This window comes from Billgrantia hypersalina (assembly GCF_052584175.1).
In genome coordinates this window covers 365522-378768 of sequence record NZ_JBMIQI010000012.1, presented here as the reverse complement: position 1 = coordinate 378768, position 13247 = coordinate 365522, and the positions used below count along the sequence as shown (strand labels likewise).

Below are 13247 nucleotides of genomic sequence, written 5' to 3'. Positions count from 1 at the left end.
AAGGCGCGGCAATGGCCGCGCCTTCTTTTTGCCGGATCGAAACCGGACCGGTACGATGCCGGCACAGCACACAGCCGTATGCGCCGGCCAACCTAGGTCATCAGTTAGCGAGCTTAGCCGCGACTTCAGCGACGCTACGCCCCTGCATGCGTGCAAGCTCCAGTTCATGCTCGGTGGGCTGACGCGATCCATCGGGTCCCGCAAGCGTCGAAGCGCCATAGGGCGAGCCGCCCTGCACGCTGGAAATATCGAATTGGGATTCGAGCCCGTAGCCGATGGGCAGGATCAACATGCCGTGATGCGCCAGGGTGGTCCAGGAGGTGAGAATGGTGGTTTCGTTGCCGCCTCCGGTACCGGTCGAGGTAAACACGCTGCCCACCTTGCCGCGTAGGGCGCCCTTGGCCCACAGGCTTCCCGTCTGGTCGAGGAAAGTACGCATCTGCCCGGTCATGTTGCCGTAGCGGGTCGGCGTCCCGAAGATCACCGCATCGTAATCCGCCAGCTCCTGGAGCTTTGCCTCGGGCGTGTCGAAGGTCTTGCCGCCCGCCTTGGCATAGGCCTCGGGGTCCATGGTCTCGGGTACGTGCTTCACTTCGGCTTCGACACCTTCTACCTGGCGAACCCCTTCCGCCACGGCCTTGGCCATGGTGTCGATATGGCCATACATGGAGTGATAAAGCACGAGTACCTTGGTCATTTTGCGCCTCCTTTCTGGTTGCCTTGCAAACACCGGGCAGATCCGGTGAGTGTCTACAGCATAGAAAGGAACGCGATGAAGAAAAGCGAAGCATTTCGTCCAGGCGTTTCGACTTTATCGTTGCACTCGCCGCCACCCCCCCTGAAGCACCCGAACCTTGCCGGCGGCGAGGTTGTCACGCAGGTTGCGTCCCATCTGCGCGAATTCCGCCCCGAAGATCAGCCCTGGCCCTGGCAGCGGAGGCGTCACCTGCCGCTTTTCCCCGGCGCGACACTCGCGCCGGCTGCGCTCCTTTCGCCAGGCCAGTGCCGCTTCGGTGACGTCCTCCACCGCAAACGGCTCGAAGCCGGCGAGGGCCATGGCCCGCAGCAGCTGTTCACGGTCGCGCAGATGGCTGGTCGCGTGGCTGCGAGCCCAGGGCACGGGCAATGACAGCGGCTCGCGATTGTCCCCCGCCACCACTTCGTGGAGCAGTACACGACCCTCCGGTCGCAATAAGCGCTGCCACTCGGCCAGCACGCGAGGAAGATGCGGCATGTTCATCAAGGCATGCTGACACCACACCAGATCGATGCTATTCGCAGCCAACGGCAAGCGGGCGGCATCGGCGCACAGGAAATGCGTACGCTCGGCCAGGCCGGTGGCCCCGCTCAGCCAATCGGCGACCTCGACGAAGGCCGCGGTGAGATCGATTCCAATCACTTCGCAACCGAACTCGGCGGCCAGCAGCCGGCCGGCGCCCCCGGTGCCGCAGCCGACATCCAGCACCCGCTCTCCGCCCTGCAATCCGGCCATCCTGGCCAGCGAGCGACTGGCGCTTCGCCCACCGAGATGGAGTTGATCGATGCCCGCCACGTCGTCGAGGGTCAGGTTGACGGGGTCGCAACCCGCCGCGTGGAACGCCTCCTTCGCCCGCGGCAGCAACGCCTTGCCTTCCCTTGCCGTTGCGGCATCGTAGTGGTCAGCGAGCTTATCGCCGTATTCGCCGAGTGACGGCTCGGTTCGCTCGTGGGGCATGGTGAGCTCCTGTACGTGGGAGGAAGGCGGCGCCAGCCGGGGCGAACATGGCGCAGTCCCGCTGGCCCGATCCCCATGCCAGTTTCAATATCGCACCCGGGTTTTCACCAGCCCGACCTTGGGGCTTGCGGTATGCGTCCCGCCGCAGGATGGTGGCTCGGATGACACCATCATACTCACAGCGCCCGGAAACAGCATGCTGTCGGAATGGATTGAACTCAGCCTGGAAGATGCCACGCCCAAGTCACGCAATGGCAAACTTCCTGGAGGTACCTACACCCTCCACGCGCCAGGCATCGTCGAACTGAGGCCCACCACCTGCCGCGACAATGCGCGCGCTTGCATTCTGTCGGTAGGCATTCATGGCAACGAGACCGCCCCCATCGAGCTGCTCGGTGAGTGCCTGGCACGTCTTGAAGCGGGCCTGCTGACGCTCGGTGCCCCCGTGCTGGCGATACTGGGCAATCTCGAGGCGATCCGGCGCTCCGAGCGCTACGTCGGCACCAACCTCAATCGCCTGTTTCGCCGCGACCTCCACGAAAGTGGCATGGAACCGGAACGCGCCCGTCTCTTGATGCGTGCCGTCGATGACTTCTTCGCCCGCCACGCGAACCGCGAGCGTCTTCACTACGACCTACACACCGCGATTCGCGAGAGCCGCTTCCCCCGTTTCGTGGTCGAGCCCTTCGCCGACGCCCCCACCCGGCCCGAACAGTGGCGCTGGCTGGCGGCGGCGGACATCCAGGCGGTGCTGCACCAGCATCAGCACAGCTGGACCTTTTCCCACTATTCGAAACATTACCATCAGGCCCAGGCCTTCACCCTGGAACTGGGGCGTGCCTTGCCCTTCGGACACAACGACCTGACGGTGCTGGCGCCCATGGCGCGCCTGCTCGAGGCGCTGCTCTCCGGGCAAGAGCCACCTGGCGACGCCCCCGCTCGCATGCGGTTCTTCCGCGTCGCCCACGAGTTGATGCGCCACTCCGACGACTTCCGCCTCTGCTTCGCCGACGACACGCCGAATTTCACGGAATTCGCGTCCGGCTCACGCCTGGCCGAAGACGCCGGGGCCGGACCCTTCATCGTCGAAGAAGAACCGCTATTCGTGGTATTTCCCAATGCCGCCGTCGAGCTGGGTGCGCGCGCCGCACTGCTGGCGCGACCGGACCATCCGCCCGGCTGAGGCCAACAACGAAAACACCCTATAAAACAGCTAGCGCAGCAAGAAATATTGCCTCACAACAATAACCAGGAGTCTTTTCATGCCATATCTCTCTCGGCTCATCGACTATCGTCCCATGGTTCGGGCTGCAGTTCGTCCTGCCCAAAGCGTCAGGGCCTGTTAGAATCGCCCCTTTTTCGCGCCTGTCCGCTTAAACCGGCCCGTCGCCGATGGCGACTCGTCCCGATCTGGAGCCCGTTTCAATGGCCGATACCCCGATTCCTCTCGACGTGCGCAACATCAAGAAGCGCTTCGGCGATACCGAAGTCCTCAAGGGACTCTCGCTGCAGGCCCGCAAGGGAGACGTGATTACCCTGATCGGTGCCTCCGGCTCCGGCAAGAGCACCTTCCTGCGCTGCATGAACCTGCTCGAGCAGCCCGACGAGGGCGACCTGATCGTCCACGGCGAGGAGATCCGCTTCAAGCAGACCCGGCACGGCCGCGAGCCCGCCGACTGGAAACAGGTCGTCAATATGCGCGCCAAGCTGTCGATGGTGTTCCAGAGCTTCAATCTCTGGGCGCACATGACGCTGCTGGAGAACATCATCGAGGCACCGATCCACGTGCTCGGGGTGCCGCGCAAGGAAGCGGTCGAGAAAGCACGCGCCCTGCTCGAGCGGGTCGGCCTGACCGAGCGTGCCGACGCCTACCCCGCGCAGATGTCGGGCGGTCAGCAGCAGCGCGGTGCCATCGCGCGCGCCCTGGCCATGGATCCCGAGGTCATGCTGTTCGACGAGCCCACCTCGGCACTCGACCCGGAGCTCGTGGGCGACGTACTCAAGGTCATGCGCGACCTGGCCGAAGAGGGCCGTACCATGGTCGTGGTGACCCACGAGATGGGCTTCGCCCGCGACGTCTCGAGCCAGGTCATCTACCTGCACCAAGGGGTGATCGAGGAAGCCGGGCCGCCCCAGGACGTGCTGGTCAATCCCACCTCGCCGCGTCTCAAGCAGTTCCTGGCGCCGAAGTACTGAGGGAGAGACCATGCTCGATCTACATGGCTACGGCCCGCGCCTGCTGGAAGGCGCCGGGGTCACGATTCAGTTGGCAGTGCTGTCGCTGATTCTGGCCGTCCTGCTCGGCCTGCTGACCGCCAGCGCCAAGATGTCGCGCAGCTGGCTGCTGCATCGTACGGCCACGCTCTACACCACGCTGATTCGCGGCGTGCCCGACCTGGTGCTGATGATGCTGCTGTTCTTCGGCGGCCAGATGGGGCTCAACCTGCTCACCGACAAGCTCTACGACCGCTTCGGCGTCGACTGGTACATCGACCTCAATGCCTTCGTCGCCGGCGTGATCACCATCGGCTTCATCTTCGGCGCCTACATGGGCGAGACCTTCCGCGGCGCTTTCATGGCGGTGGACCATGGCCAGATCGAGGCGGCCAAGGCTTACGGCATGGGTTCGTGGCTGGTGTTCCGCCGCATCCGCTTCCCGCTGATGATGCGCCACGCGCTGCCGGGGCTGTCCAACAACTGGATGGTGCTGCTCAAGACCACCGCACTGGTCTCGGTGATCGGTCTCACCGACATGGTGCGCGTCGCCGCCGAGGCCTCTCGTGCCACCCACGAGCCGTTCACTTTCCTGATTCCCGTGGCGGTCATCTACCTGCTGATCGCCAGCGTGTCGGAGTGGATCTTCGCCCGCCTGCAGAAGCGCTACAACGTCGGCTTCGGGGAGCATTGACATGGACCAATTGAATCAATGGCTCGCCGCCCTGCTGGAAGGCAACGTCATCTTCACGCCCCAGACGCTGGCCTACTACTGGGACGGGCTCGTGACCACTACCCAACTGGTTTTCCTGTCGCTGCTGATCGGGCTGATTCTGGCGGTACCGCTGGCGATCCTGCGCGGCTCAAAGCATCGCTGGATCAAGCTGCCGGTCTACTTCTACACCTACGTGTTTCGCGGCACGCCGCTGCTGGTCCAGCTCTACATCATCTACTACGGCGTGGTGTTCGTGGACGGCATCCAGGAGAGCTTCCTGTGGCCTCTCCTGAAGGAGGCGTTCTATCCGGCACTGATCGCCTTCACGCTCAATACCGCCGCCTATACCACCGAGATCTTCCACGGTGCGATCAAGGCCACCTCGCGCGGCGAGATCGAGGCGGCACGGGCCTACGGCATGTCGCAGGCACTGACGATGCGACGCATCATCCTGCCCAGCGCCTTCCGCCGCGCTCTGCCGGCCTACGGCAACGAGGTGATCTTCATGCTACACGCCAGTGCCATTGCCAGCGTGGTCACACTGATGGATATCACCGGCGCAGCGCGCTTCGTCTATGCGCGCTATTACGCGCCCTTCGAGGCCTTCATCTTCGCTGCGTTGATCTACCTGTGTCTGACCTTCGCCATCCTCTATCTCTTCCGTTACCTGGAGAAAAGACTGCTGGCCCATCTCAAGCCACTGAACGCCAGCGGATGATCAACGTCAAACAGGCGTTGGAAAAACCGCGTCCGGGGGCTTTCGGCCCCGGCGTGGCTGCGCTAAATTCAGGCGCGACGTCACCTCAACGGTGCACGAACGACAACAAAGGGAAACGAACGATGAAAAGAGTGTTGACTGTATCCCTGCTGGGCCTGGCGATCGCCGCCGGTACTGCCCAGGCCCGCGACTACGACCACGTGCGCTTCGGCGTCGATGTCCCCTACGAGCCGATGGAGTACCGCACGCCCGAAGGCGAGCTGACCGGTTTCGACATCGAGCTGGGCAACGCCATGTGCGAGGAAATCGGTATCACCTGCGAATGGATCGAGCAGGAGTGGGACGGCATCATCCCTGGCCTGCTGTCACGCAAGTACGACGCCATCATGTCGTCGATGACCATCAACGACGAGCGTCGCGAGACCGTGCTCTTTTCAGACCCGTACATCACGCCGCCTTCGGCCTGGTTCGCGCCGGAAGGTACCGACATCGACGAGCCCAGCAACGAAGCGCTCGAGGGCAAGACCATCGGCGTGCAGCGCGGCACCCTGCAGGACAACTACGTCACCGACATGTACGGCGACGTGGCCGACATCAGCCGCTACTCCACCGCCGACGACATGGTGCTGGACATGGAAGCCGAGCGTCTCGACATCGTCTTCCTCGACTTCCCGGTGGGCAAGTCCACCCTGCTCGACAGCGACGAGCGCGAGTACAGGGTCGTCGGTGAAACCATCACCGAGCCCAAGGAGTACTTCGGCGACGGTTTCGGCATCGCCTTCCGTCCGCGCGACGAAGCCTTGGCCGAGCGCTTCAACGAGGCCCTGGCAACGCTGAAGGAAGATGGCACCTACGACGAGATCTACGCCCGCTACTTCGAAGAAGAGTAAACGCAGCGTTCGCCCTCCCCGGCGGCGCCGGGGAGGGCTTGACAGCCCGGACCAAGCTGACCGAAAGTCTGCTTATCGTATCGCATCAGGCACCGCCCATGATCGATTCCGCACCTCTCCTTCTTCACCAAGCGCTCGAGGCCTATCGCTGTTTCTTCGACAGCTTCTACCTCAGCGAATGGTTCGACGAATAAGTCCTTCCTGCGGCCACCCCGGCCGTATCGGCACATTCGTGCCAGCCGATGCTTCACGGCCCTTGCCGTGACTGCATGACCCGTTGCCGCCCAAGCGCGGCGAATCCGTAGCCACACCGCTACACATCAAAACAATGCCTTCCCGGGAGGAAGACTCATGCGTCCTATCCAACTGCTCCTGGCCGCCAGCCTGTTCACCGGTGTCGCTCAGGCCCGCGACGATAATGAGATACGCCTCGGCGTCGACGTGCCCTACGAGCCCTTCATGTACCGTACGCCGGACGGCGAGCTGACCGGCTTCGAGATCGAGCTGGGCGACGCCGTATGCGACTACCTCGAAGCGAACTGCACCTGGGTCGAGCAGGACTGGGACGGCATCATTCTCGGCCTGCTGGCGCGGAAGTACGACGCCATCATGTCGTCGATGTCGATCAACGAGGAGCGAGCCCAGCAGGTGCTCTTCTCCGAGCCCTACTACACCACGCCGAGCGTCTGGATTACTGCCAACGACCGAGACATCGACGTCGAGGACCGCGACAGCCTCAAAGGCCTGGTGGTCGGCGTGCAGCGCGCCACCTTGCAGGATAACTACGTCAGCGAGCTTTATGGCGACGTGCTGGAGATCCGCCGCTATACCAGCGCCGACGACGTGGTCACCGACTTGCGTGCCGGGCGCCTCGACCTCACCTTCATGGACTACCCCGTTGCCGAGTCGAGTATCGCCATCGACACCGGCGCCAGCGACTTCCAGCGTATCAGCGGCTTCATCAAGGAACCCCAACACATCTTCGGCCAGGGCGTGGGCGTCGCCTTCCGCAAGCGCGACCGCGAACTCGCCGAGCGCTTCAACGAGGCCCTGGCCGCGCTCAAGGAGGACGGCACCTACGACGCGCTGATGGAGAAGTACTTCAACTACGATATCAAACTGTAACGCGGCTTGCGCCAACCCGCGAACGCCGGCACGCGCCGGCGTTCACCTTGAGTGAGGAGCCACAATGCTGATCCTGCTGAAGAACGCACATTTCTACGCACCGCAAGCCATGGGGATGTGTCATCTGCTGCTCGCCGATCGGCGCATCGCCGCCGTGGTGCCGTGCGATCAGCCGGTGCCCGCGGAAGGCTCGGCCGTCGAGGTGATCGACCTGCAGGGACGCCGTGTGATCCCCGGCCTCGTCGATCCCCTGGTGCACTTCATCGGTGGCGGCGGCGAGGGGGGCTTCGGCACGCGCACCGCCGAGCTGACCCTGGAAACCGCGCTGAGCTCAGGCGTCACCACGCTCATCGGTGCCTTGGGCACCGATGCCCTGACCCGCACGCCGGCCAACCTGCTGGGCAAGGCGCGGGAACTCGCCGCGGGTGGCCTGACGACCTACTGCTATACCGGCTCCTACCAACTGCCGCCGGTGACGCTGACCGGCTCGGTTGGCAGTGACATTCTCTACATTCCCGAATTCATCGGCGTGGGTGAGGTCGCCATCAGCGACCACCGCGGCTCGCAGCCCTCCGCCTTCGAACTGGCTCGCCTGGCCTCGGAAGCCCGTACCGCCGGCATGCTGGCCGGCAAGGCGGGCATCGTCTTCATCCATACCGGCGACGCCCCGACACACCTGGAGCCGCTGCGCGAAGCGGCACGCGACAGCGCCATTCCGCTGGCCCAGTTCCTGCCGACCCACATCAACCGCACCGCCGAGCTGTTCGAAGACGGCCTGCGCTTCGCCCGGGAAGGCGGGCGTATCGACTTTACGACCAGCACCACACCGGAGCTGCTGGCGGGCGGCGAAGTGCCGGCCGCAGAAGCCGTGGCCCGCGCGCTGCAGGCTCGTGTCGAGCCCTCGCGTGTCACCCTGTCGTCGGATGCCAACGCCTCGCTGCCCCGCTTCGACGAGCAGCGCCGCTTCATCGGCCTCGAGCCCGGCCGGCTCGCCAGCCTGTTCGAAGTACTGGGCGAGTGCATCAACGAGCACGGCATCGCCCTGGAGCAGGCCATCGGCGTGGCCAGCACTCACGCCGCCGATGCCCTCGGGCTCACCGTCAAGGGGCGCTTGGAATCCGGTCGCGATGCCGATTTTCTGGTACTGGCCGAGGGTGAATGGGCCATTGACGAGGTCTGGGCCATGGGTCGCAGGGTGTATCAACGCGGATGATGACAGCGCACCAAGATTCCCCGCCCGGCAAAGAAGCGCTCGAACACCTCGCGTTCGAGGCGTGCGTCGGCCTGACTCACGCCGGGCAAGCCGGAGGGATTGTGCAAGCGCAGGCGCCCCCGGTCATCCAGGCCGAAGAGGTAGACCAGATGGCCGCCACGATGCGGGGGTTCCTGCGCGGGCGTTCGGATCGAGGGGTGGACCGAGGCGATGATACGGTGCCCTTCGGCCAGCCAGGCGACGAGTCGTTCGGCTTCCACGTGCTCTACCACCTCGGCGTCAAGCGCGTGGCGCTCCCTCAACTGTTGCACCCAGGGGCGATAATAGAGCCCTTTAATTCCTGCTTCGGTGACCACGTAACCGCCAGCTTCCAGGCTCCTGCCAAGGAGTTCGAAAAGCGTCGGCCGCTCACTGGCCAGTTCCTCGAGCAGCATCTTGGTACACGCCATACCGCAGATATGCGAGGCCCAGCGTGCATAGTCATGGGCGCTGTCTGCCCCGGACTCCGCCCAGCGCGGGTCGTCGGCGGCGTGCATTCGTCCGGTAAAAAACGCGGGGACGAGTTCACTGGAGACCCACTGCGAGTAGTAGGCGGGTACGTCCCTGTGCGACATGCGGGCTTCCTCGTTAGCGTCAGTGGCCACCATGCGGTCCCGGCACGTGGCTGGGTTCGCCGGCCTCCACGGCGAGCTCGCGCGGCGTTGGCTGGGCCAGCTCATGCAGGATGCCGCAGTGGCTGGAGTCGGACTCGCCGTTACAGCGCGAGCGCAGCGTCACCAGCGCTTGTCGTAGCGCCTGAAGCTGCTCGATGCGGGCCTCCACGTGGGCCAGGTGATCGTCGATCAGTCCATTGACCGCATTGCAGGGCTGGCGCGGACGGTCATGATAGTCGAGCAGGATGCGAATCTCGTCCAGCGTCATGTCCAGCGTGCGGCAGTGCCGGATGAAGCGTAGCCGCTCGGCGTGAGGCTCGGCGTAGAGCCGATAGTTGGCGCTGCTGCGGGCAGGTTCGGGCAGCAACCCCTCGCGTTCGTAGTAGCGGATGGTCTCTACCGGGCAGCCCGTGCGAGTCGCTAGTTCACCGATCTTCATCAACACCTCACAAGTCGCTTGACCCTGTAGTGGCTACAGGGTGTTTCATCATGGTAGACCAATGACAGGGAGCCCTACCATGGTGGCTGAACGATCCTGCTGCTCCAGCTGCAGCGTGCCCGATGCTGTCACTGACACGCCGAGACGGGTCGCACCTACCCCCGATACGCAGTCGCTACGCCTGCGCATCGAGGCGATGTGCTGCCCCACCGAGGAAGGCCTGCTGCGCCGGGCACTGGAAGATATGCCCGGTATCGAGCGGCTCGACTTCGACCTGATCGGGCGCAGGCTCACCGTACATCACGACAATGTCAGCGAAGAGTCCATTCGACGCCGCATCGCCGCCACCGGCATGACGGCCGAGCGCGATGACCCCACGCAGCGCACGGTACCGACAACACGCGACGAGGCGCCTTGGTGGAAGATCGGCGTGGCTGCGGCTCTCGCCCTGGCGGCCGAGGCCAGCCACTGGCTGGAGATGGCGGAGCCCTGGCTCGCTGCCGTGCTGGCGCTTGCCGCCATCGTCCTGGTCGGCCTGCCCACCTGGAAGAAAGGCTTCATCGCCCTGCGCCACCGCACCCTCAATATCAACGCCCTGATGAGCGTGGCGGTGACCGGTGCGCTGTTGATCGGCCAGTGGGCCGAGGCAGCCACGGTGCTGGTGCTGTTCACCCTGGCCGAGCGCATCGAGGCGCGCTCGCTGGGCCGGGCACGCAACGCCATCCGCGAACTGCTCTCGCTGGCCCCCGAAAGCGCCAGCGTGCGCCAGCCCGACGGCAGTTATCGCAGCATGACGGCGAGCAACGTCGCCGTCGACAGCCTGGTACGCGTGCGCCCCGGCGAGCGCCTGGCGCTGGACGGCAACGTCACCGAGGGCCATCCGGCACTGGACGAATCGCCCATCACCGGCGAGAGCCTGCCGGTCGACAAGGCGCCGGGAGAAACCGTGTTTGCCGGCAGCGTCAACCAGGGCAGCGAATTCCTCTACCGCACCACCCGCGCCGCCGCCGACACTACCCTGGCCCGCATCATCCATACCGTGGAGCAGGCCCAGGCCAACCGCGCCCCCACCCAGCGCTTCATCGATCGTTTCGCCGCCGTCTACACCCCGGCGGTGTTCGCCATCGCCCTGCTGGTGGCGCTCACCCTGCCGTGGCTGTTCGGCATCGGCTGGCTCGAGGGCGTCTACCGCGCCCTGGTACTGCTGGTGATCGCCTGTCCTTGCGCCCTGGTTATCTCCACCCCGGTGACCATCGTCAGCGGTCTGGCCGCCGCCGCGCGCTCGGGTATCCTGATCAAGGGCGGCAACGTGCTCGAACAGGGCCATCGGTTGTCCACCCTGGCCTTCGACAAGACCGGCACCCTGACCCAGGGCCGCCCCTCGCAGCGTGCCTGGAACCCGCTCGGTGCCAGCCTGGACGAGGCCGGCAAGGCCCGGCTGCGTGTCCTGGCGGCAGGGCTCGCCGGACGCTCGTCGCACCCCGTGTCGGCGGCGCTGGCCCGCGATGCCGAAGCGAATGCCATCTCCCCGTTGGCCGTGAATGACGTGCAGGAGTTGCCTGGCCGCGGGGTGGTCGCCCGGCACGAGGACCGGGTCGTATGGCTCGGCAACCGCCGTCTGATGCAGCAGTTCGCGACAGCGAACGAGGCAATCGAAGCTCAACTGGCCGAGCACGAGGCCCGTGGCGAAACCCTGGTGATCCTAGGAGAGGAGGCCTGCCCCTTGGCGCTGTTCGCCGTTGGCGACCCGCTGCGCGAGGAGAGCCGTGAAGCCATCGAGGCCCTGCATCGCCTGGGCGTGACCACGCTGATGCTGAGCGGCGACAACCCGGCGAGCGTGGCCGCGGTGGCCGCCCAGGCCGGCATTGACGAGGCCCATGGTTCGCTGCTGCCGGAGGACAAGCTGACGATGATCGAACAACGCGCCCAACAGGGTACGGTAGGCATGGTGGGGGACGGCATCAACGATGCTCCCGCACTGGCTCGTGCCGACATCGGCTTCGCCATGGGAGCACTGGGCAGCGATGCCGCCATCGAGACCGCCGATGTGGCGCTGATGGACGACGACCCGCGCCGTCTGGCTGAGTTTCTGCGCCTGTCACGGCGCACACGCACGGTACTGCTGCAGAACATCGCCCTGGCGTTGGGCCTCAAGGCGGTGTTCATGGCGCTGGCCTTCACCGGTCACGCCACCCTGTGGATGGCGGTATTCGCCGACATGGGGGCCAGCCTGATCGTGGTGGCCAATGGCCTGCGCCTGCTGCGTACGCGTGGCGTTAACGGTTCGGTCAGCGCAGCACCCGCCGCACCATGAAGGGCCCGAGCACCTCGAATACCACGGTAGACGCCACCACCGCCGAGAGCAGGGGCGGCCCGTGCTCGGGATAGCGCTCCGATACCAGCAGCGCCATGCCCATGGCGATACCGGCCTGCGGCGTCAGGGCGAGCCCAAAGTCACGAGGCAACTGTACCTCTCGCGAGCGCACCAGGCCGCCGCCGACAACGCCGCCAAGATAGCGCCCCACCCCGCGCAGCGCGATATAGGCCAGGGTGAGCCACACGGCACTGCCGAGATAGCGCAGGTCGATGCTTGCTCCAGAGAGCACGAAGAAGAAGACCAGAAATGGCCACTCGATATGCTCGATTTCATTGAACGAACGGGTGTGATGACGAGACAGATTGGCGACCAGCGCACCGGTGAGCATGGCGGCCAGTAACGCCGAGACCTCCAGCCACTCGGCCAGCCCGGACAGCAGCAGGATCAGCGCCAACGCCTCGACCAGGGTGGGCTCGCCGGGACGTAGCCGACCCGTCAACCACGCGGCGGGAATGCCAATCGCCAAGCCCAGCAACACAGCCCCGCCCAGCTCCCATAGCGACAGCAGCAACGCCTCGCCCGCGTTGCCCGACAGTTGCCAGCCCAGCAGCGCCATGGCCAGGCCGAAGGTCAGAATGCCCCAGGCATCGTCGATCGCGACGATGCCCATCAGCAACCGGGCGGGCAATCGCGTGTCGTTCTTTTCCTGGATGACCTCGCGCACCTCGGCCGGGTCCGTGGCCACCGAGATGGCCGCCAGGCTGATGGCGACCAGCATGGAATAGCCCAGCAGCAGGAGCCCTACGCCCACCACCGCCAGACTCACCAGCAGCACTGCGAAGGAGAGCAGAAAAATCAGTCGACCGGTGCTGCGCAGCCGCTCCAGCGTCAATTCACCGCCCAGCAGAAAGGCGACCATGACCAGGGCGACCTGGATCAACGGTTCGCCGAGCCCCTCCAGGGGGCGCCCTCCCTCCTGGCCGAGCCAGACCTGCTGAACGATGGCGACGCCCACGCCGACCAGCACCAGCAACGAAATTCGCGGCAGCCGGGTGCGGCTGGCGACGGTGTCGGCGAGGATGCTGAGGCTTAGGATCAGGCCCAGCAGAATCAAGTTGGCCGAGGCCAGGTCGAGGTGTCGGGTGGCTTCCTGCCAGGCTTCGCTTAGCGTCATCTCCCTGAATCTCCGTGGTACGGGCGAACACTGCACAGCCTATCCTTCGCTGGCCGCGTTGTTAAACTGACTGGC

The 13247-nt window shown here is 65.1% G+C and carries 13 protein-coding genes; 8 read left to right on the top strand and 5 right to left on the bottom strand.

Annotation, left to right across the window (positions count from 1 at the left end):
- Positions 1–100: 100 nt before the first annotated feature.
- A complete protein-coding gene (gene wrbA, locus ACOJCM_RS12640) occupies positions 101–697 on the bottom strand; it encodes an NAD(P)H:quinone oxidoreductase (protein ID WP_445212402.1) in 597 nt (198 codons plus the stop codon).
- Positions 698–811: 114 nt separating this feature from the next.
- Entirely contained in the window at positions 812–1714 is a 903-nt protein-coding gene (locus ACOJCM_RS12635) for a class I SAM-dependent methyltransferase (RefSeq protein WP_445212401.1), read from the bottom strand.
- A gap of 196 nt (positions 1715–1910) precedes the next feature.
- Between ACOJCM_RS12635 and ACOJCM_RS12630 the strand changes: the two genes are divergently transcribed.
- From ACOJCM_RS12630 to iadA, 7 genes are all read left to right on the top strand, one after another.
- The gene (locus ACOJCM_RS12630) at positions 1911–2897 is read left to right on the top strand and encodes a succinylglutamate desuccinylase (RefSeq protein WP_445212400.1); all 987 of its coding nucleotides are present in this window, start codon (positions 1911–1913) and stop codon (positions 2895–2897) included.
- Between the two features lie 242 nt (positions 2898–3139).
- Complete coding sequence (locus tag ACOJCM_RS12625; RefSeq protein WP_445212399.1) at positions 3140–3910, top strand: ABC transporter ATP-binding protein; 771 nt, start codon at positions 3140–3142, stop codon at positions 3908–3910.
- Between the two features lie 10 nt (positions 3911–3920).
- Positions 3921–4622 (top strand): ABC transporter permease, encoded by a 702-nt coding sequence (locus tag ACOJCM_RS12620; protein ID WP_445212398.1) that lies wholly within the window; start codon positions 3921–3923, stop codon positions 4620–4622.
- Position 4623: 1 nt separating this feature from the next.
- On the top strand, positions 4624–5361 hold the full coding sequence (locus ACOJCM_RS12615; RefSeq protein WP_445212397.1) for an ABC transporter permease: 738 nt from the start codon (positions 4624–4626) through the stop codon (positions 5359–5361).
- Positions 5362–5483: 122 nt separating this feature from the next.
- Positions 5484–6251: a transporter substrate-binding domain-containing protein gene (locus ACOJCM_RS12610; protein WP_445212396.1), complete on the top strand. Its 768-nt coding sequence runs from the start codon at positions 5484–5486 to the stop codon at positions 6249–6251.
- Between the two features lie 351 nt (positions 6252–6602).
- Positions 6603–7376, top strand: coding sequence for a transporter substrate-binding domain-containing protein (locus ACOJCM_RS12605; protein WP_445212395.1), 774 nt, complete (start codon positions 6603–6605; stop codon positions 7374–7376).
- Positions 7377–7440: 64 nt separating this feature from the next.
- Complete coding sequence (gene iadA / locus ACOJCM_RS12600) at positions 7441–8589, top strand: beta-aspartyl-peptidase (protein WP_445212394.1); 1149 nt, start codon at positions 7441–7443, stop codon at positions 8587–8589.
- On the opposite strand, the gene ACOJCM_RS12595 is transcribed toward iadA, so the two are convergent.
- Complete coding sequence (locus ACOJCM_RS12595; protein WP_445212393.1) at positions 8577–9203, bottom strand: hypothetical protein; 627 nt, start codon at positions 9201–9203, stop codon at positions 8577–8579. The two genes, iadA and ACOJCM_RS12595, sit on opposite strands and share 13 nt — an antisense overlap.
- A gap of 19 nt (positions 9204–9222) precedes the next feature.
- A complete protein-coding gene (gene cadR / locus ACOJCM_RS12590) occupies positions 9223–9681 on the bottom strand; it encodes a Cd(II)/Pb(II)-responsive transcriptional regulator (protein WP_445212392.1) in 459 nt (152 codons plus the stop codon).
- Positions 9682–9760: 79 nt separating this feature from the next.
- On the opposite strand from cadR, the gene ACOJCM_RS12585 reads away from it, so the two are divergent.
- Positions 9761–11995, top strand: a complete 2235-nt coding sequence (locus ACOJCM_RS12585) for a heavy metal translocating P-type ATPase (RefSeq protein ID WP_445212391.1) — start codon at positions 9761–9763, stop codon at positions 11993–11995.
- On the opposite strand, the gene ACOJCM_RS12580 is transcribed toward ACOJCM_RS12585, so the two are convergent.
- Positions 11970–13172, bottom strand: a complete 1203-nt coding sequence (locus tag ACOJCM_RS12580; protein WP_445212390.1) for a cation:proton antiporter — start codon at positions 13170–13172, stop codon at positions 11970–11972. The genes ACOJCM_RS12585 and ACOJCM_RS12580 overlap by 26 nt on opposite strands.
- Positions 13173–13247: the final 75 nt, after the last annotated feature.